The organism is Leptolinea tardivitalis (genome assembly GCF_001050275.1).
In the GTDB taxonomy this organism is placed as follows: Bacteria; Chloroflexota; Anaerolineae; order Anaerolineales; family Anaerolineaceae; genus Leptolinea; species Leptolinea tardivitalis.
Map to the genome: position 1 here is coordinate 190,539 of NZ_BBYA01000012.1, position 26,003 is coordinate 216,541.

Sequence of the window (26,003 nt, forward strand, 5' to 3'; positions counted from 1 at the left end):
TCATCATGGCAAGAATTTGGAAATTTGGAGCAGACGTTGATACAGATCAAATTGTCCCCGGGCGATACGCCCCCTATATGCGTCCGGATGCCGATGTAGCCGATGCCGCATTTATTGAGGCTCGTCCTGATTTTGCCAAATATGCCCAACCAGGTGACATAATCGTCGCATTGGAGAATTTCGGATGCGGCTCTTCGCGCGAATATGCGGTTGAAGCTCTTCGTCGGCGAAAGGTGGGAGCAATCGTGGCAAAAAGTTTTGCCCGCATCTTTTACCGAAATGCTATTAATCTCGGGATTCCTCTCTTTGAAGCACCTGAAGTCATTGATTCAGTTAAGGATGGAGATACAGCTTCGATTAATCTAGCTACCGGAGAATTTACGGCAGATGGTCGTGTCTTCGAGATGCCGGCAATGCCCGGGTTTGCCCGAGAAATCGTAAATGCAGGTGGTGTAGTAGCTTATGTCCGTCAAAATGGACGGTTCCCCGGAGAACAGGTATGACTCATCGCTTATGTGTTATTGAAGGCGATGGCATTGGGAAAGAAGTAATTCCCGCAGCTGTTCGCGTAGTACAGACAGTCATTCCTGATGTGCAAACAATTTCGGCCGAAGCTGGCTGGGAATGTTTTCAAAAACGGGGTATTTCGGTTCCGCAGTCAACGCTTGATACCATTCGGGATTGTCGTACAGCCCTGTTTGGGGCGGTACAATCTCCTGCCCATAAGGTTGAAGGCTATCGCAGCGCCATCATCACCATGCGGCAATCACTTGATCTCTATGCCAATATTCGGCCGATAAAAAGCCTTCCAGGTCTTTCTCCGCGTCCAGATATTGATATGATCATTGTTCGTGAAAACACGGAAGGTCTTTATTCCGGACGTGAACACGTAGATGGTGATACTGCCATTGCTGAACGGGTGATTACCCGAAAAGCCTCCACCCGTATCGGTAAAAGCGCCGTTGACCTAGTAAAAAGTGGCAATCGGTCCAGATTATCCATCGTTCATAAAGCGAATATTCTGCCGATGTCTGACGGCCTCTTCCGGGATTCTGTTCGCTCTGTCATCGATGATTTGAAGAATCCTGAAGAAACCTGGAGCGTGGATGAAATTCTGGTTGATACGGCTGCTATGAAAATCATCAACGAACCAGAAAAATTGGATGTGTTGGTTACCACAAATCTTTTTGGCGACATACTTTCTGATGAAGCGGCCTTCTGGGCAGGAGGCATGGGTCTCGCCCCATCTATCAATCTGGGCGATGAAATAGCCGTTGCCGAGCCCGTTCATGGTTCTGCTCCCGATATTGCCGGCAAAGGGATTGCCAACCCGATTGCTGCCATCCTTAGCGCAGCATTACTGGTTCGCTATTGCTGGAAATGCACTTCTGAAGCGGACCAGATTGAAAAAGCTGTTCAGCAGGCTTTAATCGCAGAAATTCCTGTGAAAGATAAGCAAATAGTTCCTGGTACATCCACAGAAATGATTACCCAGGCTGTCTTAAACCACCTGAATTGAGATTTTTAGGAGTAGCTCTTATGAAAGTAGCTGTTTTATATTCACGAGTTCGAGTTGAAGAACGTTGGATCTTTGAAGCCCTGGAAAAACGGGGTATTCCCTATACAAAAATTGATGACCGACAGGCTGTATTGCAGCTTTCTGATCCCAGTCAATGGACAGAATATGATGTTGTGATTGAACGCTGCCTTTCCTATAAAAACGGATTGTATTTAACCCAGGTATTGAATTCATGGGGCATACCAACAGTAAATATGTACAAAGTGGCGGCCACATGCGGCGATAAATTGACTACGTCTGTCGTATTGAATAATGCTGGCATCCCGCAGCCTAAAGTCTGGATTGCCTTTACACCTGAGGCAGCTCTTGAAACCATGGAACAGGTTGGTTATCCCGTGGTGATGAAACCGGTAGTGGGCTCATGGGGACGACTATTGGCAAAAATCAACGACCGTGATGCCGCAGAGGCCATTCTTGAACACAAGGAACAGTTAGGTTCTTTCCAGCATTCAGTTTTTTACATGCAAGAGTTTATCAAAAAGCCCGGCCGTGATATCCGGTCATTTGTGATCGGAGATGAAACCGTATGTGCCATTTATCGTCATTCAGACCATTGGATCACCAATACGGCTCGCGGTGGCCAGGCGGAAATATGTCCGGTAACCCCAGAAATTGATCACATCAGTCGGGCTGCCGCCCGTGCCGTAGGTGGAGGAGCTATAGCCATTGATTTATTGGAAGATCCAGATCGTGGATTTTTAGTCAATGAAGTTAACCACACAATGGAATTCCACTCCACCGTTCCTCTCACCGGGGTGGATATCCCCGGCATGATTGTGGAATTTGCCATTCAGGAAGCAGAGAAATATCACGAAATGGCCAAAGTTCCCCATCCTGTTTTTCTTTCTTGATGGTTCCCAATGCCATCATACGGATCATTTGTTTATATAATAATTGGAGGAAAATTGACTTGATGATTTTGAAATAACCGGGAGTGGAAATGACCAGACCCAATATCCATGTTGTACACCGAAGTTGGGATAAAGATTTTCCTATCATTGAACGGGCTGAGGGCATATATCTCTACGATACTACCGGTAAACAATATATTGATGGTTCTGGCGGCTCCTCTGTGGTTACATCCATCGGTCATGGCAACAGGGAAGTCATTCATGCAATGGCTTCCCAGATGGATAAATTCTCACTGATTCCAGCTCATGCCTTTACGAATCAACCACAGCTTGATCTTGGCGATCTGTTAGTAAGTCTTGCCCCCGGTGAATTAAAAGGTAATTGCCGTGTATGGTTCGCCTGTACTGGCTCAGATGCCAATGATGATGCCGTCCGATTGGCGCGCCAGTATTTTGTAGAAATTGGGAAACCTTCTAAATACCAGGTTATCGGTCGTTGGCGGGGTTTTCACGGGAACACCATCTCGGCCGCCGGCATGTCAGGGATTGCCGGCAGACGCAGTATCTTTCAGCCAATGTATGTTGATTCCCCACACATTCCTCCCGCCTTCTGTTACCGGTGCAGTTTTGAACAAACCTATCCTTCCTGTAGCCTCTTGTGTGCTCGTACTCTTGAAAGTATCATCCGTCAACAGGACCCTGAAACTGTGGCAGCATTCATTGCAGAACCGGTAGTTGGTGCGGCATTAGGCGGTGTTCCGGCACCGGATGGATATTTTGAAAAAATACGAGAGATTTGTTCAAAATATGATGTACTTTTCATTGCGGATGAGGTAATGACTGGTTGGGGGCGAACCGGAAAGCTGTGGGGTATTGAACACTGGCAGGCAACTCCTGATATCATCACTACAGCTAAAGGCATTAGCGGTGGTTATGCGCCATTTTCCGCCATTATTGCCAGAGATTCAATCTGGTCAGTATTGCAACAAAACCATTCGGCGTTCAAAGCTGGTCACACATTAAATGCCAATGCTGTATCGTGTTCTGCTGCTCTGGCGGTTATTCATTACATAATGGATCACGGCCTTGTTGAAAATGCGCAAAATCGCGGCCTTCAGTTAATTAAAGGCTTGAATACCCTGAAAGAAAAACATCAAATCATTGGTGATGTGCGTGGAAAAGGTCTGATGGTAGGATTTGAATTTGTGAAAGACAAACAAACAAAAACCGTGTTTCCACCACAACTCAAGTTATCCACTCTCTTTGAGAAACTAGCCTTAAAAAACGGTCTTGTTACATATCCCTGCACCGGTTCGATTGATGGCGTAATGGGAGATATGGTCCTTCTGGCTCCCCCTTTGATCATTACAGAATCTGAAATAGATGACTTGATCAACCGTATTGATCTTTGCATAATAGAATTGGAAGAGTTATTACCATCATAAAACGGGAATAAATCCGTATCTCTTTCTATAAATTTATCTATCTGAAAGAAACCCAATTTAAGTCACATTGACACCTGCTCTGACCGGCATGGTAAAATTCTGCGCCTATCAAATTTTTTAAAGAATGACGATAAACCTATGACCTATTCAGAAATCATTGCCTCACAGTTGAAAGTAAAGCCTTCTCAGGTGGAAGCGACCATCAGCCTTTTGGATGAAGGAAATACAGTTCCTTTCATCGCCCGTTACCGTAAAGAAATGACCGGTACACTGGATGATGAGCAAGTCCGTATTATTGCTGATGAGGTTGCCCGCCTCCGTGCCATTGATGAACGCCGCGCTGCCATTCTAAAATCTATTGAAGAACAGGGCAAACTGACAGACGAGTTAAAGACCAGTATTGATGCGGCTGAGACACTGACTGCCCTTGAAGACCTTTATGCTCCCTATAAACCAAAACGCCGTACTCGCGCTATGGTAGCCCGGGAAAAAGGATTACAAGGACTGGCAGACATCATTCTGAGCCAGCTAAATACAGATCGTTCGATAGAAGATATTGTTTCTGAATCATTCCTCAATGATCAGGTTCCTTCTGTGGAGGAAGCTCTTCAGGGAGCGCGTGATATCGTAGCGGAATCCATCAGTGATAATGCCAATGTCCGCCAGAGTACTCGTGAAAAAGCATTAAAGTTTGGACGAGTCACATCTGAAAAAGTGGAAGATGCAACTGATGAAAAACGAGTGTATGAATCCTATTACAACTTTGAAGGTCGCGTTGACCGCCTCCAGCCTCACCAGATACTTGCCCTAAATCGCGGCGAAAAAGAAGGTGTACTTAAAGTCAAAGTAGTCATAGATGAACGTGATTGGCGTTCCTCTATTTATGATGAATTTCAGGAAGATTTATTCTCACCATTCTCTGATCAATTGACCCTGGCTATTATGGATGCAGCCGAGCGGCTGCTGCTTCCATCCATTGAACGTGATGTCCGGCGTGAATTGAGTGAAAAAGCTGATTCTCACGCCATCAATGTGTTTGCCACCAACTTGCGAGCTCTTCTTTCCCTTCCCCCGCTCGCCGGACAAACTGTTCTGGGGATCGATCCTGGCATTCGCACCGGCTGCAAAGTGGCTGTCGTTGATCCTACGGGTAAATTATTAGATACCGGTACCATTTATCCTCACCAACCGAAAAATGATTGGGAAGGTTCACTTGCCACGCTGGAAGAAATGATCAACCGCCATCACGTAACCCTGGTCACCATTGGTAATGGAACTGCATCCAGAGAGACAGAAAAACTGGTAGCTGACCTGACCCGTGGAAAACCCAGCGTAAAATACCTTATTGTCAACGAAGCCGGGGCTTCGGTTTATTCAGCATCTTCTTTGGCTCGTCAAGAATTCCCCGATCTGGATGTGTCCATTCGCGGAGCTGTCTCGATCGCCCGCCGTGCACAGGATCCATTGGCTGAATTAGTAAAAATTGACCCAAAATCCATCGGCGTTGGTCTTTATCAGCATGATGTAGACCAGACTGCTCTTTCGCATACGCTGGATGGTGTGGTCGAATCCGTAGTGAATAATGTCGGAGTGGATGTCAATACAGCCTCGGCCGCTCTCTTAACCCATGTCGCCGGAGTTGGTCCCAAACTGGCTTCCAGCATTGTTAGCTACCGTGACTCAAATGGCCCATTTCAATCTCGCGAAGAATTTCGGAAGGTCAGCGGACTTGGACCAAAAGCATTTGAACAATCCGCAGGTTTCCTGCGCATCAGGAACGGGAAAAACCCTCTGGATAGTTCTGCCATTCATCCAGAATCTTATACCATTGCCGAGGCTGTTCTCAAACGTGCCGGGCTCACAACATCTGCGTCATTGGATGAACGCAAGTCAGTTCTGGATTCACTGATGCAATCAACGACTGTTGAGCAACTGGCATCTGAATTGGGGTGTGGTGTGCCAACATTGAAGGATATTCTCGAGCAGCTAGTACGTCCAGGCCGCGATCCACGTACAGATGCACCGGCTCCCATTCTTCGGACAGATGTTTTAAAAATGGAAGACCTTCTGGCCGGTATGGACCTCATGGGTACAGTCCGTAATGTTGTTGATTTCGGTGCATTCGTAGATATCGGTGTAAAACAAGATGGACTTCTTCATAAATCTCAGATTCCATTTGGAACCCTTCTTAAAGTCGGCGATATTATCCATGTGGAAATCCTGGGAATAGAAGCTGAACGCGGTCGTATCAGTCTTGGTTGGAAAAAAGAGTAAGTAATAAAAAGGTTCCTGTTTTTTCGTAACAGGAACCTTTTTAATCGGAATAACAATATAAATACTGTTTCATAAAAATAATTACATAATTTATTAACATTTGCACTACCTTTGCACAACCATGCACTGAATTTGCATTTGGGATGCACAAAGATTGCATTAAGTGTCTTGTCCTCCTCTTTCCAGAATCCTACCATCTAATAAACCCAAAGCAACAAAGATAATGGAGGAGGTCATCATGACGAATGATCCTGTTCAGCCATATGCTGTGCAGTTGATTAACATCGAAAAGTACTTTGGTTCAGTTTGTGCCCTCAAGAACATCAATTTTAATGTAGAGAAAAATGAAATAGTAGGCCTCATTGGAGATAATGGCGCCGGTAAATCAACCCTGGTAAAAATATTGACCGGAGTTTTCCCCCCCAGTTCCGGACAGATGTTTATTTCCGGGAACCAGGTTGATTTTACAAAATACAGTGTCCAACAGGCACATGCAATGGGTATTGAGACCGTGTATCAAGATAAGTCTCTAGGCGAAAAACAGGTTCTCTGGCGGAATTTTTTTGTTGGCCGGGAAATTACGTATCCGTTTGGTTTCATCAACGTAAAGAAAGAAAAAGAAATTGCCAAAGAGATCATGCTCAACACGATCGGATTTCGAAGTAAGGGTATCACAGTTAACTCCAAAGTCAGCAAATTATCCGGAGGAGAACGTCAGGGTGTGGCTATCGGACGGGCCATGTATTTTGATGCAGAATTGATCATTCTTGATGAACCGACGGTAGCCCTCTCCTTAAAAGAAGTAAGGAAGGTATTGAACTTTGTCCATAAGATAAAAGAGGCTGGTAAAGCGTGTATCTATATTTCACACGATATTCAAGATGTTTATGAGATATCAGATCGTTTCATTGTCATTGACAGAGGCGAAATCATATCCAGTATTCAAAAGAAAGATATTACTCTGATTGCATTGGATGATTTTCTCCTTGAATATGCACATGGGTTGAAGGACGGGGAGTAACCATGAAAACTCAAAATAGCCTCATAAGAATAATAACTCGCGTAGAAGGATTGCCGGTCTTTGGGGTCTTATTACTGCTTTTATTGGCTTTCCTGATCACAGCGCCGGATGTATTTACTCACCCGTTGATATACATGTCATTTTTACAAACAGTTCCCCCTCAACTTGTTCTTGGTTTGGGGTTGACTTTGATTATCACGGCAGGTGAAATTGACATGAGTTTTCCTGCCATTGTAGCGTTATCTGGTTTTGTATTCTCTTACTTTTTCAAAAATTTTGATTCACCCTATGCCGTTTGGATTGGATTCTTTCTGGCACTCGCAGCGGGGGCACTTGTTGGCTACACGAATGGATTGTTGATTGCCAAATTGGGTGTTCCATCCATTATGGCAACTCTGGCAGCACAATTCTTCTGGTATGGAATTACGATCTTACTTGCTGGTGGATTGCAGGTAGATATTGGACGAGTGGAATCTACCTCTGTTCATGACATTTTTACAGGGCGATTATTCGATATTGTTCCTGCACAGGCTATCTGGTCTTTAGGACTGGCTGTACTTCTCTGGTTCATACTAAACCGTCACAAATTTGGAGAAGCCATCATGTTCATTGGTGATAATCCTAATGTCGCCAGAGTCATGGGTATTGATGTAGAAGCTACAAAAATCAAGTTGTTTACATTAATGGGGGTGATTGCTGCTTTTGCAGGTCTTCTACTGACGATAGAAATTAATGTATTTTTCCCGACCCAGGGATCCGGTTTTATGCTTGGTGTAATGGCGGCTGTTTTTATTGGTGGCACACTGATTTCAGGTGGTCAGGGAAGTATTGTTGGAACCCTTTTTGGTGCCTATATCATAGGCTCGTTGCAGGCTGGCGTAGTGGCAACCGGTGTAACCAGTTATTGGGTTCAATCTGTTATGGGACTCATTATGGTTGTCGCCGTTGTAATCAATGTTGTCATAGGTGAAGGGCGGATGGGGGATATATCTTTCAGGTTGCCCCAATGGGCAAACATAAACCGTAATAAACCACCCGAAGTACCACCACAAAGGCAATAGGAACATGCCAGTAACGCAATTGAAAGGAGGGAAAAAGGAAGAATTCACTTGCATCGTTGTTCCATACCCAAATTTGTCGTTCATCAACAAAAGGAGATAAAGAAATGAAACGTTTTTTTAGCCTTCTGACAGTTTTGATGGTTCTGACACTGGTTCTGTCAGCTTTTGCACCATTTGCACCGTCATCAGCTGCACCAAAAGCAGATAAGCAGTTGGTTGTCTATATGCAAATGGGAGGTAATCAGGGAGATCCTTCCACTCTTGCCCGTACCAACGGAGCAAAAGCAGCGGCTGCCGCCTTGAATATTAAGCTGATCGAACAATACTCAGGTTGGGATTCCCAGAAAATGATTGACCAATTCAAAGAAGCCATTGCAGCCAAACCCGATGGCATTGTTATCATGGGACACCCAGGGGAAGATGCCATGGGACCGTTGGTGGAACAGGCTGTTGGAATGGGAATCGTTGTTACAAGCGGAAATAATCCTCTTCCTAAAATTGAAGCTAAATTCCAGACAAAAGGTTTTGGCTATGCCGGTGCTGACCTTCACGATGGTGGGTATCTAACTGGTAAAGCTATGATTGCAGCCGGCCTGAAATCTGGTGACGAAGCACTGGTCTATGATATCTGGCATCAGGAAGGACGAAGTGTCAGCTCACAGGGTGTTGTTGACGCACTCACTGAAGGTGGGATCAAGGTTGACAAGCTCGATGTTACAGATGATGTAGACAAAGATGCATCTCTGGCCATCCCCATTCTTACTGCCTATATTCAGAAACATCCGAATCTGAAAGCCATAGGCACACAACATGGCAATATCACAGCCACCCTTCCAAAAGTACTGGAATCAGCCGCGAAGAAACCAGGAGAGATCATTGTTGGTGGTATTGACCTCTCCCCCGCCACCATCGCTGGAATTGAAAAAGGCTTTATCAGTGTCAGCTTTGATCAGGTACTCTACCTGCAGGGATACTATCCAGTTCAGCAGATCTGGCTGACAAAGAACTATTTGATCCCCGGTCTACATATAAACACCGGTGTGGGAACAGTCACTCCTGATAATATCAAAGAGATTGCTCCACTTATTGAGAAGGGAATTCGGTAGTTCATCCTGAATTCTTCTCCTTTTTCAGACCGGCAGATCAGAACAACGAACTGCCGGTTTCTTTATTGACCGGTCGGTTTTCCATTATCAAACTCAGGAGTGCCAGATACAGGTTCATTCCATGTGGTTCCATTCTCATATTCAGTAACGTTTTTTTCATCAACCACAATGGAAGGAGTCTCCAAAATATAGGGGATGTTTTCTCCATTAAGCAGTTTGGACATCTGGGTGATAATGGTCGTTCCAATGCGATCTGGATAAACCCCCAGTGTGGCTGTCATTTTATTATTTTTAATCAGGTCAAGTGTGACCTCGTTCCCATCGATTCCAAGGCACCAAATATTCTGATTTACCTTACGGCCGATCTTGGCAGCTGCAATGCAGGCACCAATACCCATCTCATCTGAATTTCCATAAAAAACATCAATTTCAGGATGTTGTTGTAATGCAACAGTTGCCACTTCAATTGCTTTCGTTCGATCCCATTCGGCTGTTTGTTCACCAATAATTCTGACCTTTGGACAGGATTTCTCCAATCCCCACCTGTATCCTTGAGTGCGACGATTGGCATGAAAACCCGGTATACCGGTCAATATATAAACATTACCTGCATTCTTCAAAACACTGCAGGTATAGTTTGCCAGTTTAACTGCGCCATTCCATTGGTCATAACCGATATATTCAACAACTTTTCCTTCATCCACCGGAGTAATTAGGTTGTGCATAAAAACCGGAATTTGGGCAATATTCGCTTCTCGGACGGCTGTAACAATGGCTTTTGAATCAATAGGGTTTATCGATATGGCAGATATTTGCTTCTGTAATTCCTGTTCTACAACACTCACCTGCCCGGCAAAATCGCCTTCATTATCGGCTGCAACAGTATCGACTTGCCAACCATAGCTTTTACCGGCTTCCACTGCACCTTTTTTTATGGCAATATGGAATGGGCTTGTAAATCCTGGCGGCACAATCGCCACCCGTGTGGATCCCTTTTCAGGTTTTTGAAATAGTCCATGCTGCGATAGTTCCTTTTCCGAAACACATCCATTTCCGAATATACATAGAATAAGAAAAAGTATGGATACCATGATTCGTCGCATATCTATTTCATCCTTGTAAATCAGAAAACTATTTCAGGATTTTTTCTATTTTTGATTTTCAGAAGTAAGTTCTTTTCTGTGATTCCGGATTAAAAGGTCAGTTAATACTTCAATACAATTTTTTAATTCATAGAAGTATTGGCGCCTGCTTATATGTGAGCTTCGAACAATTTGTTCAACAGCCTGTTCTTGAATATACGTCATATATAAGATTTGGTAACACCGGTTACTACGTTCCCCACTGCTTTCACTTGTTTTCATACTTTCAATGATCTTGATTATGACATTTCGTAACGTCTCTCCCCGAGCGCCTGCCGTTTTTTCGTGATGACTGTCCTTTTCAGATAATGCCCACTCAGCAATGGGCATCCGTCCAAGGTATAAATCATCCCAGAGATGGCGAAGTGCTTCTCTAACCTGCCTGATCAACCAACCACTCTCAAATAGCCAGGCATCCTCCAGAGGAGTCAATATCGAAGTGGTAATGTCTTTCAATAAATCAATAGTCGAATCTTTGAAAATTGCAATACCCGGACTCTGCAATTCAATAATTCCGAAACATCGTTCGTGGTTTATCAAAGGATAAGCCAAAGCACACTGGACGTCTTGCTGGATTGGTACAACACTTTGATAGCCAGCACGAACGAGGTCATGAATAAGTACGGCACTCCCTTGTTCTTTCGCTTCATACACAATTCGACTTTTTCCAGGAAATGAGGTATTCCGTGCAGAAACTGAATCCGACAACATGATTTCTTGCGGCACAATATCACCTGTTTCTCTGTCAATCAAATAGAATCTGAAGAGAGACGTACCGGTATGTTTTTTTATTGAGTGAGACAAATCGTTCAATAATTCAGATAAATAACGCCCACCCGTAGTTGGTTGAACTGTATCCAGGCGAATGGCATTCTTTCTGGCAAATTGACGATTTACGTCGATAAAAACAGCGAGAAGAATCACAGCACCTGTAACAGAATCTCTCCACCAGGAAGGAACATTCAACATGACCATGCCGCTGGGGACTGTCGCCAGAATTAATGAACCAATTAATGAGCCCCAGATACCGCCTATTCCACCTGTCAGACTTGTTCCTCCGATGATTACGGCTGCAACAGAATTAAACTGAAACCCATCACCATTAGTGTAGACTGCCGCATCAATATAGGAAATAAGAATAGTTCCGGTCAAGGCAGCTAACAGACCGCTGTAGGTATAGAAAATTATCCGATATAGATCAACATTAATACCTGCCAACCGGGCGGCCGTTTCATTTCCACCGATAGCATGACAATACCTCCCCATTTTTGTGAATCTCAACATCATGGCAGTGAATAAATAGGTGACAAGAAGGATGATAACCGGTGATGGAATGATTCCAACTTTCCCATCGGAAAACCATTTGAATTGATCCGGTAGGGCGTTAATGGGTGCACTATTTGAAATAGCAACAGAAAGTCCGCGCAATCCCACCATCGTACCGAGTGTAACGATAAATGCAGGCATCTTGAAACAGGTGATTAACATACCCTGAAAGCCACCAATCAACATCCCTGTAATCCAACCGATAGCGATGGCCAGATAACACAAATTTCCTTCTAATGGCGGAATCATTCCGAAGCCAAATTTCATTAGATATGCAGTCACCAGTCCCGTGATAGCCACAACTGATCCAACCGAAAGATCAATACCTCCTGAAATCATGACAACTGTCTGTCCAACGGCTACTATGCCAATGGTAATTGCTGCATTTTTTAATAAGAGGATAATATTGCTGATTTGCCGGAATGACTCAGAGAAAAATGAAAACACAATGACCAATAGACTTAACCCGATGATAGCCCCCAGATTTTCAATTTTAGGAATTACAGGAAGATATCGATGAAAACTGGAAGTCAATCTGGAGTGAATAGATAAAGTAAGCACCCTTCGGGAAGAATTCATAAAACAGCTCCTTCCTCAACCAAATTCATGATTGCCGAATGAGTGGCTTCATATCGATTTAATAATTTGACTATGCGACCCTGACGTAATACTACTATTCGATCGGCCATTGTCAAAATCTCTGGAATATTTGAACTGACCAGAATCATGCTGGTCCCGCGTTTTGTCAACTCATTTAGTAAACGGTAAAGCTCTGCCCTGGATCCAACATCAACACCTCGTGACGGTTCATCTAACAAAAGAACCTGACAATTTCTCGCCAACCATCGTGATAAAACAACCTTCTGTTGGGTGCCTCCCGAGAGAAATTTCGATTTTCCAGAAAGAATCAGCGGATTTATATTCAAACGGCTTGCATAATGTTCCACAATTTGGTTTTCTGCCTGCAAGTCAATGATCTGCCCCATGCTGATGTCATCCAGTGAAGCGATTGTCATATTCTCCTGGGCATTCATCTCAAGAATTAACCCTTGGTTTTGTCGATCTTCAGTAATAAATCCAATCCCAAGAGAAATAGCATCCTGCGGAGATAGAATTTTTACCTCTTTTCCCCGCATGAATATCTTTCCGGAAATCACAGGATTTACTCCGAAAATCGTTTGCAATAAATCAGTACCCCCGGACCCTATCAGACCTGTAATTCCCAGTATTTCACCGGCATGAAGGTTAATACTGACATCAGTTATACCTTCTTTGGATGACACCTTTTCAAGTCGTAAAATTTCTTCTTTCGAAGATCTGGAGATACGGGTTATAGAATCTTCCACACCATGCCCAACTATCATCCGTACCAGGTCTTTCTTTGTTGTTCCATCAATGGCAACAGTTGCCACCATATGGCCATCTCGCATGATAGAAGCCCGATCTCCAATTTGCATGGCTTCTTCAAGACGGTGAGTTACATAAATTATCCCCAATCCCCGTGCCCGCAACTGACGAATAACGCTGAAAAGTTGAGTCACTTCTCGTTGCGCCAACATCGCAGCCGGTTCATCAAATATCACCAGATTAGCGGAAAGATGAAGTGCTCTGGCGATAGCTACCATTTGCTGCTCGGCCAGGTTTAGTTCTGAAACTTGTGCGTAAGGATCGAGCGCAAGGTTTAGTTCATCAAATAGAGCCAGCGTATTTTGTAATTGTTTTTTTTCGTCAATTGCGGTTAATAATGAAGGTAGTTCAGGTTCAATTCCCAGATGGATATTTTCAATCAGGTTAAGATTCGGAACAAGGGAAGGCTCTTGATATAAGACACTAACACCCATCTGTAAAGAATTACGAGGATCATTTTCATGAACTTTTTTTCCTTTAAAGAAAATTGATCCAGAATCTGGCTGGTATGCCCCACTGATTATTTTTATAAGTGTGGATTTTCCAGCCCCATTTTCTCCCAACAAAACATGTACTTCTCCACAATTTACGTTAAAATCCACCCCCTCCAGTGCTTGAACGCCGGGAAATATCTTGCTTAAATTCCTAACCTCGAGCAAATTTCCGGAAAGATTCATTCTGTCGCTACTCGCCCAATGAGGATTTAGAGAAAAGCTTGTTGTTCAGGTTGTATTTATAAATGAATTCCCTCTATTGATTGATTCTAGCAGTGTTAAGTGTATCGAACAAGCTCCACTTTCATGAACGTAAAAGATGAAAATTTCGTCAATTTTCCTATATTTTAATAAAGTGATGAAAATCGATTTATGTAATATCACAAGGTTTAGGATTACTATCGACAAGATAAATCTAATCCGGTTATAATAACTACGCTGATTTTTCAGCACTTACTGCCCTCGTAGCTCAATGGACAGAGCACCAGACTTCGAATCTGTTGGTTGGGAGTTCGAATCTCCCCGAGGGCGCCTTTCTTTTATTTTCTTTCGAGTCCATCTCCATGAATCAACTATCAGCTCACAATAAAGAGACCCTCCTTTTTCTCGGCGGCGCCTTCTTTTTACTCTTTGTCTTTTTTGGAGGGATCATTCTATTTCGGACGGGTGTTTTTAGCAGTCCAGAGCCCACTCCACTTCCAACAAAAGATGTAAACCAGGTTGTCATGGAAATGAATGCCACAATTACGGCTCAAGTAGTGGCAACACAGCAAGCTTTACAGGCGGCGGCATCCACACAGGCTGCAAAAACAGCCAATGCACCTACACCAACCAATGCGCCCACCCCTACACAAGAACCTCCGTTGGGAACGACCAGGATATCTCCTGTAGATGGAATGGTACAGGTCTATGTTCCTTCGGGTTCATTTCTAATGGGCTCTTCAGATGATTACAATGAAGCCGAATTACAGGAAAAACCCCAGCATATGGTTTATCTCGATGGCTATTGGATTGATCAGACAGAAGTAACACAGGCTATGTATAAGAAATGTGTTTCTTCAGGTTTGTGCCGAGATATTGTCCATGACTCCGAACAAAATGTAAACTATACCAATCCGGACTTTGATAATCACCCTGTTACATATGTTAACTGGGATGATGCCAGAATTTATTGCGAAAAAGTCGGACGTCGTCTTCCCACAGAAGCCGAATGGGAAAAAGCTGCCCGTGGAACTGACGGCCGTTTATACCCCTGGGGAAATACACCCCCTGATGGTAATCTGGCCAATTTTGGAAATGCGTATAACACCACCCGTCCGGTAGGCAGTTACCCTGAAGGGAAATCTCCGTATGGTGTATTGGATATGGTTGGTAACGTTAGAGAATGGGTGAATGATGTTTACAGTGAGTATTACTACGGAGAATCACCCGAACGGAATCCTCAAGGTCCAGATTTGTCTGCCGATCATAAAAGCCGCTCACTTAGAGGAGCCGGTTACACAGATGCACTGCATTTTACCCATCTAGCCATGCGTTTCCACCATGTGCCCAATTCACCCGGTGAAAATCGCGGCTTTCGTTGTGCCGCTTCCAATTGATAGGATGTCTATCCAAAGAGAAAAATCAATGTCACTCCGAATAAGGCAATAATAGTACCAATTATGGCACGGAGAGATATTTTTTCATTATAAAAAATCTTTGACAGAGGAAGCAACATAACAGGTCTCGTTGCCATTAAAGTAGAGGCAATTCCAACCGGAATAAGTTGGACTGCCACCATAGATAACCAGACCCCTAATGAAGGCCCAACAATCGATCCAGCCAGAATATTCTTCATGGCTGTACGATCTTTAAACCCGTCCCACGTATCTTTGATTTTGCCACTGAACATGGCCAAAACCCACATGACGAAGGTCGCAACCAGAATTCGAATTAACACTCCCGAAAGTGGAGAGAAATTCCCTTCAAGCCCCTTCTTTGAAAGAACAAAGCCAACTGCCTGTCCAAGTACAGAGCCGATTCCACAAAGTATCCCCAAAATTTGATCTTTTCGTGAATGCCTGCCCTGGCCGTTCCGCTGTTCCATAACCACCCAGCCAACGCCAAAAATAGTTATGACTATACCGGCAATTTCAATCAGACTCAACTTTTCGCCAAGCCACAACCAGGCGATCAAAGCTGAAAAAACCGGATCCAACGCCATAATAACAGTTGTTAATCGGGCACCAATAAAAACATATGCCTGAAATAAAAATGCATCCCCCAGCGCAAGTCCGATAATTCCTGATAAACCAAGCCAGAGCCATCTTTCATTGGATGCTCCTACAGGTATTGGTGATCCAAGAACAATCCAGTGGGACACAACAAGAATGGCAGAAGCGACGAGCAGACGCAATCGATTTACACGTACTGAACCGATTAACCGTGAAGCATTATTAAAGAAGATGGATGTGAAAGACCAACAGACGGCAGTGATTAAGGCAGCAATTTCACCCATTCGTAATTATTTATGTGCGTGCATTACACGTACATCATCACCTTTCTTTATATATCCGGGTAATTCAACAACAGCTACTAATCCGCGTAAATTCTTGGAAGCGGCAACAATTTTTCCAACCAATTCGGGTCTATCTGGAAAGTTCGATGCAATTTCTTTTGATAATGTCATACATGGATGGTTTTCAGCGGTAATCAATAAAACAACACCGCTGGAGAAAAAGAGACGACTGTTTGGCTCCAAACTTGAAAATTCGGGGATATCCGAGATTAATAAATTTGCACCCATCCATTCAGGCAGTATTTGATCAATTCCGAGTGTAGACGCAATTAAATCGGTTTCTTCTTTTGAAATCAATGAAATTTGACGGTTGTTTCGGATAGTTGTTCCCCGGGCATAAAAATTTGTGCGTCCATCCGAAGGTTTTGTCCATCCTGAATGTTTGTCGCCTTGAAAACCTTCAAAGGTAACTTCCACAGTTTCAATTGGAGTGGATTTCATGGAATTGGGGTCTTTAGCTACCAATACAGTTAAAACTTTACCTACAATTTCTTCATCCATTCTTCCTCACTTTGTATTCTTACAAATTCCCCCGCTTTGCAGCGGGGGAATTTATCTATTCCGATTTGCTTCTCTACCAATAATAATCGGAATCTAGATTAATAGATATGGATTCTCAAGAGTGGATTTCAAATCACTCAGGAATTTGGCAGCGCGAGCACCATCATTCACGCGATGATCTACTGCCAGGGTGAGGTTCATCATGGGACGTACAACGACCTGTCCATCGATCACTACAGGGGTATCAACCATTTTTCCAACAGCCAGAATAGCAGTCTCTGGTGGATTAATGATCGCAGTGAATGATTCAATACCAAACATGCCCAGGTTGCTGATGGTAAAGGTGGATCCGCTCATATCAGCCGGTTCCAACTTCTTCCCACGGGCTGCTTCCAACAGTCGGCTCATTTCCTTCACAATACTCTCAAGACTCAATTCCTGGGCAGTACGTACAACCGGAACAATCAAATAATCTTCAAGGCTGGTGGCAATACCCAGATTGACATCTTCCCACAAAATAACTTCATCACCGGTAAAAGAGCTATTCAGGAAAGGATGTTTTGGTAAGAGACGGGCTACAGCCAGGGCCAGAATCGCAGTATACGAGACTTTCAAACCTGTATGATTCTGTATAACCTGGTTTACCCGTTCACGAAGCCGGACAATCTCTTCCATATTCACATTTACAGATTCGTAAATATGTGGAATGGAATTCCAACTATAGCCCAAACGTTGAGCAATAATAGTCCGTACTCCCTTTTGAGGAATCCGTTCACGTATGCGAGCATTTGGAAGAGGAATATTGATAGCAGGAGCTGCACCCGCCGGGGCTTGAACCATGGCAGGTTTTGCTGCTATTGAACCAACTCCTTTATCCAATGCAGATAACACATCGGCTTTATAAATGCGTCCGCGGGGACCGCGGCCTGCAATTGCAGACAAATCCAGTCCCTTTTCACGTGCAATTGCCCGGGCTAACGGGGTTGCTCTCACCTGGCTGGCATCACCCGCCACCATAGTAGGAACAGAAGATGTTTCATTTTCAGCTTTTTTTGCTTCCGATGGCATCTCTGGAGCTTTAACAGCGGCAGATTCAGCAGGTTTAGCAACAGGAGCTTCAAACTTTTCATCAGGTGACACAATATAGGCAATAACCTGTGTTACCGGAATGACATCGTCTTTCTTTGCTGTAATCCCGCGCAATATACCTGATTCGGGTGCCTCAACTTCAATCGAGGCTTTCGCTGTCAGCATCACAAACAGGGGTTCACCTTTCTTAACGGTGTCACCTTCCTGTTTTAACCATTCCACCAGCGTACCGGTTTCCTGGTCCATGTCCACTTTTGGCATAATTACTTCTGCTTTCATGGACTATCTCCCTTCAATAGCCAGTGAACGGGCAGCTTTGACGATGTCTTCAACCTGAGGAGTGGCTGCTTTTTCCAATGTCCGGTTATATGGGATCGGAATATCCAGACCACACAACCGTTTTATGGGGGCATCCAGGCGGTCAAAAGCTTCACTTTCACAAACAACAGACGTAACTTCACCGGCAAATCCACCCGTTTTGGTTGCTTCATGTACAATCAGCAACCGACCGGTCTTTGAAACGGATTGAATTACCAGATCTTTATCCAATGGTTTGAGTGTCCGAGGATCGATGACTTCAATGTCAATACCCTCTTTTGCCAGTATTTCTGCAGCCTCGAGAGATCGCTGAGCTGTGACACCATAGGAGAAAATCGTCATGTCTTTGCCTTCGCGTTTTACATCACCTTTGCTGATCGGTAATGTGTAAAGGTCTTCCGGTACAAAACCTTTGGCTTTATAGAGAAGTTTATTCTCCATAAAAACTACCGGATTGTTATCGCGAATAGCAGATACTAAAAGTCCTTTTGCGTCATACGGAGTGGAAGGGCAAATGACCTTTATACCGGGAGTGGATATGAACCAGCTCTCCAATGATTGACAATGTTGTGCGGCCGCACCGGTCCCGGAGCCATAAGGTGCCCGCATCACCAACGGAATGCTGACCTTTCCGCCAAACATGACACGGATTTTAGCTGCCTGGTTGACCAATTGATCCATCATCAACGTCAGGAAATCCATGAACATGACTTCGCCAACCGGGCGCATACCCATCAGAGCGGCTCCAACACAGGCACCGGCAATTCCAGCCTCTGAAATGGGTGTGTCACGCACACGCTCCATACCAAATTCTTCTTGCATACCCTTGCTTACACCGAACGCACCACCATATACACCAATATCTTCACCAATAAGAAAAACATTCTCGTCGCGGCGCATTTCTTGGACCAGTGCTTCGCGCACTGCTTCCAACATGGTAATTTCTCGTTTTGTTTCTGGGTTTGTCATGGCGCAAATACCTCCGCTTCCAGATTCTCAGGTGTAGGTTCCGGGAAAGCTAAAGCGGTCTCGGTTGCCTTGTTAATGGATTCTTTTGCACTCTGTTCAATTGAATCAATTTCATCTTCAGATAGCACTTTATATTCCTGCAACCATCCGGTATACCGGATGATCGGGTCAAACTGTTTCCACTCTTCGATTTCTTCCTGGGTACGGTACAGGTTGCGGTCACTCTTTGAATGGCCACGCCAACGGTATGTCAGGTTTTCGACCAGGGTCGGACCTTCACCTGACCGGGCACGCATGGCGGCTTCTGATACTTTGTCGTATACCGCAAGTACGTCATTTCCATCTACAGTCACACCGGGAATGTTGTAGGCAGCAGCACGTTGACTGATATGGTGGACAGTCATGGCCCGTTCAACAGCCATTGACATGCCATACTGGTTGTTATCACAAATGAAAACAATCGGAAGTTTCCACAGGGCAGCCATATTCAATGCTTCGTGGAAGGAACCTTCATTTGTGGCACCATCACCGAAGAAGCAAAGCAGAATATTGTCTGTTTTCTTCATCTGCAACGCAAGGCCAATTCCTACTGCAGTCGGTAAACCGCCGCCAACGATACCGGTGGCACCCAGGTTACGTCCGGCAATGTCAGCAATGTGCATCGAACCACCGCGTCCGCGGCAGTAACCGGGTTCCTTGCCAATGAATTCGCCCATCATCAGGGTAATATCAGCTCCCTTGGCGATTGTATGGCCATGACCACGATGGTGGTGAAGAATATAATCATCATCTCGGATAGCTGCTATTGAACCGATAGGAGAGGCTTCCATCCCGATGGAGAGGTGCATGGTTCCATGAACTAAACCACGCATATATAATGCTTCAGCATTCTCTTCAAAAAACCGCGTAAGGAACATCTGCTCAAGCATCTTTTGCAGCTTTTCTTTAGAAAGCCGCTGGACAATTTGCTTTCGTATTTTTGGATCTAACTGTAATTCGTTTGAGACATCTTTCGTATGTACAGGCATAGATTTCTCCAGTTCTTAGGGTTTCCGATATCCAATAATGATTGTTTTCAGTCCGGAATCCCGGTTTGGAATCTTGCTAATACTTCTTTGGCTGTTTCTTCATCTGTAATCAGTACCTTTAAATAACCTCCTTTAAGTGCAGCAATGATAGGTGTAACTTTGTTTTGCAAAGCGGCAATGCCGATGGTTAATGGAATTTTTTTCAAATCCTCTAATTCCAGACCAACAATCCGCTGATTCAACACACTATTGACAGGCCGTCCTTGCCGGTCAATTAGATGCACAAGCATTTCACCAACCGCCTGTTTGTTCTCTGTGATGGCGGAAATATCTTCCTGAGATAACGAAGCAAATTGAAACATACTGGCTGTTGCGGGTCGTACAGCGCCGATACCCACCAATGCAACCTGGGCATGATCAGCCAGGTCAAGTACCTCTTTTATCTGACGCAAAGCCAATAAGTTTTCACGCTCTCTCGGTGAATCAGTTACAGCAGGAGCATGTAAAGACAAACTCCTGCCACCTAATTTAATAGCCAAATCTGCCACCAGACTATTTACATTAGTATCATACCTTCCCTGTACACCACCAGATGCCGGTACTACTGTAACAGAATACTTCTGGTCTGCCGGAATGGATTCAACCATGGCACTTAAAGTAACGCCCCCGCCCATGCAAATAATATCACCGTCTCTGATGTGTTCGAGAAAGAATGTGGCGGCAGCCTTTCCTACACTCTGTAATAAAGCCTTAGGATTATCGCCGAGCTTAGGAACGACAACAGCATGTTTAAGTCCTGTGACACTTTCAAGTTCTTTTTCAAGGGTCAATAGATGTTGAAAAGGAGTATGAATGTTGATTTCAACATATCCCTGATTCCTTGCCTGTTTCAATAGTCTATTGATCTTTGCAGTTGAAAGTCCAAGCTCCTGACCAATTTCAGCCTGAGATTTGTCTTCCATGTAATACATCATCAATATTTTGCTTATCAAACGGGATGATTCATAATCACTTGGAATTATGTTCATGAGCTCAGCCAGGTCCCCGGGATTTAAACATCTGAAATATTTTTACGGTTATGATAATATTATCTCCAGGTGAAATAATTGTCAATAGATTTTTCTTACAATGAGTTTTCAAATAAACAAAAAAGCACCATTTCTGGTGCTTTTGTCTGCTGAATTTTATTCGTTTACTTTTCAAGAATTTCAATGGATTGAATTTTCACGCCAGCATATTCTGGAGCCTGCGGATTTCTTGGCGGGATTGACATTACGACATCCATCCCCTCTTTTACCTGACCAAATATGGCATGCTTTCGATCTAACCAGGGGGTAGGCACATGCGTAATGAAGAATTGAGAACCATTCGTATTTGGTCCGGCATTTGCCATGGATAAAATTCCTGGTTTATCATGCTTAAGGGAAGAATCAAATTCATCCTCAAATTTATAACCAGGTCCACCCATACCAGTTCCAGTTGGATCCCCGCCCTGAGCCATAAAATCACTGATCACCCGATGAAAAATTGTGTCATCATAAAATCCCTGACGGGCCAAGAATACAAAATTGTTCACGGTTTTGGGAACTTTTGAGGCAAAGAGATCGATGACGATTTTTCCCTTATCAGTATTCATGACAGCCTGATAAGTCTTTTTTACATCTATCTCCATCGCTGGAGGGTTTGACCAACGCTTGTTTTCAGCCATTTTTTCTCCTAAGCAACAGGTTTTCCGCGTAACCGCGGATCGAGGGCATCACGTAATCCATCACCCACCAGGTTGAAGCTTAAAACGGTAAGCATGATGGCAATTCCCGGGAAAAACACAAGGTGAGGCGCATTAAAAACACTGTTCTTTTCTTCACCCAGCATAAGACCCCATTCGGGCCTGGGAGGTTCTGCACCTAAACCAAGGAAGGACAAGGCAGCCGCATCCAAAATGGCAGTGGCTATACCCAGTGTACCCTGCACAATTAATGGAGTGATTGAATTAGGCAAAATCCTCTGGAACAAAAGGCGTATGGGAGAGGCACCCAAAGCCCGTGAAGCAGCCACATAATCCAATTCTTTTGTTGAAAGAACCGATGCACGAACCAGGCGGGCAAAACGGGGAATAGAGACAATACCAATCGCCAGAAGTGCATTGATCAATCCTGTTCCCAAAACTGTCACAATGGCGATGGCAAGAAGCAGGCTCGGAAAAGCCATCAATACATCCATAAGACGCATGAGAAGGTTATCCACCCATCCACCCACATATCCGGCAAATGCTCCGATAAGCCCCCCGATAAGGATGGCAAAACTAATGGTGATCAAACCAATTTGAAGGGATAATCGAGAACCATAAAGCACGCGGGAGAAAAGATCTCGACTGTTACCATCAACTCCCATAATATGTTCGTTTTTATCCGCCGGACACCCTAATAAATGAATGCAGGGTACGTCTCGTCGTTTCTCATTCTTCAAAATCTGGGTAGGATTGTACGGCGCAAGCAAAGGCGCGAATATCGCGATTAATACCAACACCAGGAGAATTCCTAATCCAACCTGTGCAGATCGGTGTCGCAGAAACCGACGGAAAGATTCTCTTGCCGGAGATTGGCGTTCGTATTGTCCTTTTTTTTTCGATTCTTTTGGTGCCATGTTCTCCGTCACTCTATTCTGATCCGTGGATCAAGATATGCATAAGATATATCAACGATCAAGTTAACCAGCACAAAGATGATCGCAATGATTAAAGTGAAACCCTGTACAACTGGATAATCGCGAGACAATATGGCATTGACCAAAGATGTTCCAACACCTGGAAGCGCAAAAACTGTCTCGGTCAAAACAGCGCCAGACAGCAGACTACCTGTTTCAATACCGATTATTGTGACAATCGGTATCATGGCATTTCGCATGGCATGTTTTGAGATGACCAACCGTTCAATCAAACCCTTTGCCCGTGCAGTACGGATGTAATCCAGACCAAGTACTTCCAATAGGCTGGAACGGGTCATACGGGCTATAACGGCCATGGGGATGGTTCCAACTGCAATTGCCGGAAGGATTAAATGCCATAGTCCATCTTTAACAGCTTTCCAATTTCCGGTAATAATGGCATTTAGAAGCAGTGAATTCGACATGAAATCGATGACAAATTTCTCGAAACCTGTAACATTTTTTAATCCCCAATACCTTGAAAGTGACATCAAAGTCAAGCCGGCACTAAACCGGCCAGATGGGGGGATAAAAAACGGAGTACCCTTTAGCATTAAGGCAAAAACATATGCCAACATCAAACCCAACCAGAAAACTGGCATGGAAACACCGATATTTGCACCGATCATTGTTAACGTGTCAATGAATGAGTTGCGTTTCAGTGCTGATATAACGCCAAAAAGTACTCCAAACACTGTGGAAAAAAGCATCGCACAGAGTGTAAGTTCAATGGTTAGCGGCAGCCGTTCAGCAATGATATCGGCTACCGGGCGTGAAAACTTGATAGATAACCCCAGATCACCCTGGGCCATATTAGAGAGATACCTGACAAATTGAACGGCGAAGTTATCGTTCAAACCATAACGTTCAAGGAATTGCTGGCATTTCTGTGGAGTAGCCCGCTCACCCAACATTGTGACACAAGGATCCCCTGGTATCAATCGAACGATGCCAAAGGTTATAAAAACAATCCCTATCAAAACCGGGATTAATAATAATAATCGGCGGGAAAGAAATTGAAGCATCTGGCTTCAGCCTGTCTTATTTGTTCTGGGATATGCCGGTCAGTGAATTTTTGATCCACTGACCGGCTAAAACATCTACTACTTTTGAAAAATCCTTATTACGAATTACTCGGCCGATTTTTCGGGAGCATTCAAGAAGCTTCCGAAGAAGGAACCAAAGTATTCAAATGTACCAGTGCGGCCTTTATGATTCGGGCTCTTGGCATCCCATTGGGCAGCAAAGCTGCTAACAACATCATTCGCGTCCAGGGCAGCGCCATTGGTAAATTTCACACCTTTGCGTAAATTGAACACATATTCTGTGGCATCAGCGTTGGATGTATATTTCTCAGCCAGGCTGGGTTCGACTTCAACACCGCCCACTTTGTATGCCAGCAGAGAATCATACATGGCTTCGCATCCGCGCAGAGTTTCGCCATCGGTCTCGTCAGAGCACCACAGAGAAGCCGGCTCACCATTCTGCATCCAGACCAATTGATCAGCGCCATTATTCATAACAGCAAAGATTTCATTGGTCAACGGGCTGGCATGGGCACCTTCCACTTTAGCTTTGAAAACTGTGGCAGAACCACCATGAGCTACTGGGATCATGGGAACATGGGTCTTCAGTAATTCATTGACTTTGTCATACAGTTTCTGGCGTTCAGCGGTATCAGATATCTTTCCAGCGGCTTTGATGGGTTCGGCGATATCGGGGAACAGTGCGCCAAATTGCTTGTTGTTTTCATTGGCGAAATGATAATCATAGAAGTTGGTGGAATCCGGATAATCAGCACTCCAACCGAGCAGATAGAAACCTTCCTGTCCAGCGGCAGTTGCATCGATGAATGTAGCTGATTCCATCTCATTCAATTTAACTTTTACGCCAATTTCAGCCAGCTGGCCCTGCAGTTCCTGGGCCACTTTATCAGGTGAAGGCAGGTAACCGCGAACTACGTTGCGGAATGAAAGCTTAATTTCCTGATTGAAATCAAAACCGGCATCTTCCAGGAGCTTCTTGGCGGCATCCTTGTCGTAAGAATACCATTTGATATCCTTGCTAAAGCCAGGATTGAAAAGATCGGGAACAAAGTTTTCAGCAACAGTTGAACCTTCGGGATAGTATTGTTCAACAATACGCTTGCGGTCGATGGCCTGGGCAAAAGCCTGGCGAACCTTCTCATTATCAAACGGAGCGATCTTATTGTTAAACCCAATATAGAAGATATTCATAGGAGACCGATCATAAACGGTGAAGTTCTTGTCTTCTTTGAGTTTTACAATATCTTCAGGGGCAGGATTATCAATGCCATCAACCGTGCCGGAATTCAATTCGAGATAACGTTGAGCAGATTGATCAGACCAGCGGAAGACCAGGTTCTTCACTTTGGCTTTTTCACCCCAGTAGTCAGGATTGGCTTCAAAGATAATGCTGTCGCCTTTTTTCCATTCGACCAATCTGTACGGTCCAGTACCATTCGGTTTTTCACTCATGGCAACTGAATCACCGGCATTGGCATCCATATAGTCCTTATCCTGGATGCCGAATGCAGAAAAGGCTACCTTGGAGGGAAATCCAGGATCAGAATAGCACAGTGTAAATTTCACTGTGTTTTCATCTACGGCTTCGATGGATTTAAATTCACCGCCATAGTCGCAGTTCGGCGCTTCAACCTTCATAGGTGCAAATGCGGCAGCAGCTTCGGGAGCTTTGGTTGGTTCGGCGGCAGGCGCGGCGGCAGGTGCGCAGGCAGCTAATGCAAGGCTGAAAACAACCAGTGCAATTAAACCAGATGACAATATCTTCTTGTTCATTTTTCTCCTCCTATAAGATTTGGGGTAAAACTCGGGGATTTTCATGGAGCATCTCCTCCTGGCGGTTTTGCACCATGAGTCACATATTAATCTAGAAATTATAACCATGCAAATGTATTTGTCAAATGATTTAATTCCACGCATTGCCTCAAATTAAAAGTAACTTTAGGAGAAACGTTGCCTCACAATAGATGTTACCTTGGGCAGAGAATAGAGAGCTGCCGAGGGAGCTATGATGAGTCAACAAAGCAAGCGAGAATTAGTAGAAACCATCCGACCCCGCTATCAAAAAGGGAACAAAACAGAAAAAGCA

The 26,003-nt window shown here is 44.3% G+C and carries 22 protein-coding genes and 1 tRNA gene; 10 read left to right on the forward strand and 13 right to left on the reverse strand.

From position 1 onward, the window contains the following. Positions 1-5 precede the first annotated feature (5 nt). The 8 genes from LTAR_RS15060 to LTAR_RS15095 all read left to right on the forward strand — a co-directional run bounded on the left by LTAR_RS15060 (position 6) and on the right by LTAR_RS15095 (position 9,337). Positions 6-503, forward strand: coding sequence for a LeuD/DmdB family oxidoreductase small subunit (locus LTAR_RS15060; protein WP_062423098.1), 498 nt, complete (start codon positions 6-8; stop codon positions 501-503). Beyond that, positions 500-1,519: an isocitrate/isopropylmalate dehydrogenase family protein gene (locus LTAR_RS15065; RefSeq protein ID WP_062423099.1), complete on the forward strand. Its 1,020-nt coding sequence runs from the start codon at positions 500-502 to the stop codon at positions 1,517-1,519. Before LTAR_RS15060 ends, LTAR_RS15065 begins: the two co-directional genes overlap by 4 nt. Positions 1,520-1,539: 20 nt before the next feature. Next, positions 1,540-2,430, forward strand: a complete 891-nt coding sequence (gene lysX, locus LTAR_RS15070; RefSeq protein ID WP_062423100.1) for a lysine biosynthesis protein LysX — start codon at positions 1,540-1,542, stop codon at positions 2,428-2,430. A gap of 89 nt (positions 2,431-2,519) precedes the next feature. Beyond that, on the forward strand, positions 2,520-3,875 hold the full coding sequence (locus tag LTAR_RS15075) for an aminotransferase family protein (RefSeq protein WP_062423101.1): 1,356 nt from the start codon (positions 2,520-2,522) through the stop codon (positions 3,873-3,875). 138 nt (positions 3,876-4,013) lie between these two features. After that, a complete protein-coding gene (locus LTAR_RS15080; protein ID WP_062423102.1) occupies positions 4,014-6,149 on the forward strand; it encodes a Tex family protein in 2,136 nt (711 codons plus the stop codon). Between the two features lie 238 nt (positions 6,150-6,387). Further along, positions 6,388-7,170 carry an ATP-binding cassette domain-containing protein gene (locus LTAR_RS15085; RefSeq protein ID WP_062423103.1) on the forward strand — a complete coding sequence of 261 codons (783 nt, stop codon included), beginning with the start codon at positions 6,388-6,390 and terminating at the stop codon, positions 7,168-7,170. A 2-nt stretch (positions 7,171-7,172) separates the two neighbouring features. Beyond that, positions 7,173-8,231: an ABC transporter permease gene (locus LTAR_RS15090; protein WP_081420020.1), complete on the forward strand. Its 1,059-nt coding sequence runs from the start codon at positions 7,173-7,175 to the stop codon at positions 8,229-8,231. Positions 8,232-8,335: 104 nt separating this feature from the next. Continuing rightward, positions 8,336-9,337, forward strand: coding sequence for a sugar ABC transporter substrate-binding protein (locus LTAR_RS15095; RefSeq protein ID WP_062423104.1), 1,002 nt, complete (start codon positions 8,336-8,338; stop codon positions 9,335-9,337). Between the two features lie 62 nt (positions 9,338-9,399). Here the strand turns inward: LTAR_RS15095 and LTAR_RS15100 are convergent, their stop codons facing one another. Genes LTAR_RS15100 through LTAR_RS15110 form a run of 3 tightly spaced genes read right to left on the reverse strand, consistent with a single transcriptional unit; the run spans position 9,400 to position 13,814 of the window. Beyond that, on the reverse strand, positions 9,400-10,440 hold the full coding sequence (locus LTAR_RS15100; RefSeq protein ID WP_062423105.1) for a sugar ABC transporter substrate-binding protein: 1,041 nt from the start codon (positions 10,438-10,440) through the stop codon (positions 9,400-9,402). 45 nt (positions 10,441-10,485) lie between these two features. Continuing rightward, complete coding sequence (locus tag LTAR_RS15105) at positions 10,486-12,384, reverse strand: ABC transporter permease subunit (protein ID WP_062423106.1); 1,899 nt, start codon at positions 12,382-12,384, stop codon at positions 10,486-10,488. Continuing rightward, a complete protein-coding gene (locus tag LTAR_RS15110) occupies positions 12,381-13,814 on the reverse strand; it encodes a sugar ABC transporter ATP-binding protein (protein ID WP_062531936.1) in 1,434 nt (477 codons plus the stop codon). The genes LTAR_RS15105 and LTAR_RS15110 overlap by 4 nt, the downstream gene beginning before the upstream one ends. A gap of 350 nt (positions 13,815-14,164) precedes the next feature. Here LTAR_RS15110 and LTAR_RS15115 point away from each other — a divergent pair. Together LTAR_RS15115 and LTAR_RS15120 are read left to right on the forward strand one after the other, a co-directional pair. After that, a tRNA-Arg gene (locus LTAR_RS15115) sits at positions 14,165-14,237 on the forward strand. 32 nt (positions 14,238-14,269) lie between these two features. Next, positions 14,270-15,304 carry a formylglycine-generating enzyme family protein gene (locus tag LTAR_RS15120; protein ID WP_062423108.1) on the forward strand — a complete coding sequence of 345 codons (1,035 nt, stop codon included), beginning with the start codon at positions 14,270-14,272 and terminating at the stop codon, positions 15,302-15,304. Between the two features lie 8 nt (positions 15,305-15,312). Here the strand turns inward: LTAR_RS15120 and LTAR_RS15125 are convergent, their stop codons facing one another. From LTAR_RS15125 to LTAR_RS15170, 10 genes are all read right to left on the reverse strand, one after another. Further along, positions 15,313-16,203, reverse strand: a complete 891-nt coding sequence (locus LTAR_RS15125) for a DMT family transporter (protein ID WP_062423109.1) — start codon at positions 16,201-16,203, stop codon at positions 15,313-15,315. Between the two features lie 6 nt (positions 16,204-16,209). Continuing rightward, positions 16,210-16,764 (reverse strand): MOSC domain-containing protein, encoded by a 555-nt coding sequence (locus LTAR_RS15130; RefSeq protein ID WP_062423110.1) that lies wholly within the window; start codon positions 16,762-16,764, stop codon positions 16,210-16,212. A gap of 93 nt (positions 16,765-16,857) precedes the next feature. After that, positions 16,858-18,132, reverse strand: a complete 1,275-nt coding sequence (locus LTAR_RS15135; protein ID WP_062423111.1) for a dihydrolipoamide acetyltransferase family protein — start codon at positions 18,130-18,132, stop codon at positions 16,858-16,860. Between the two features lie 3 nt (positions 18,133-18,135). Next, positions 18,136-19,140, reverse strand: coding sequence for an alpha-ketoacid dehydrogenase subunit beta (locus tag LTAR_RS15140; RefSeq protein ID WP_062423112.1), 1,005 nt, complete (start codon positions 19,138-19,140; stop codon positions 18,136-18,138). After that, complete coding sequence (locus LTAR_RS15145) at positions 19,137-20,168, reverse strand: thiamine pyrophosphate-dependent dehydrogenase E1 component subunit alpha (protein ID WP_062423113.1); 1,032 nt, start codon at positions 20,166-20,168, stop codon at positions 19,137-19,139. Before LTAR_RS15145 ends, LTAR_RS15140 begins: the two co-directional genes overlap by 4 nt. A gap of 47 nt (positions 20,169-20,215) precedes the next feature. Then, the gene (locus tag LTAR_RS15150) at positions 20,216-21,196 is read right to left on the reverse strand and encodes a sugar-binding transcriptional regulator (protein WP_062423114.1); all 981 of its coding nucleotides are present in this window, start codon (positions 21,194-21,196) and stop codon (positions 20,216-20,218) included. A 164-nt stretch (positions 21,197-21,360) separates the two neighbouring features. Then, positions 21,361-21,876, reverse strand: a complete 516-nt coding sequence (locus tag LTAR_RS15155; RefSeq protein ID WP_062423115.1) for a peptidylprolyl isomerase — start codon at positions 21,874-21,876, stop codon at positions 21,361-21,363. 8 nt (positions 21,877-21,884) lie between these two features. After that, a complete protein-coding gene (locus LTAR_RS15160) occupies positions 21,885-22,811 on the reverse strand; it encodes an ABC transporter permease (protein WP_062423116.1) in 927 nt (308 codons plus the stop codon). Positions 22,812-22,819: 8 nt separating this feature from the next. Continuing rightward, positions 22,820-23,896, reverse strand: coding sequence for an ABC transporter permease (locus tag LTAR_RS15165; RefSeq protein ID WP_062423117.1), 1,077 nt, complete (start codon positions 23,894-23,896; stop codon positions 22,820-22,822). A 105-nt stretch (positions 23,897-24,001) separates the two neighbouring features. Next, positions 24,002-25,690, reverse strand: coding sequence for an ABC transporter substrate-binding protein (locus LTAR_RS15170; RefSeq protein WP_062423118.1), 1,689 nt, complete (start codon positions 25,688-25,690; stop codon positions 24,002-24,004). Positions 25,691-26,003: the final 313 nt, after the last annotated feature.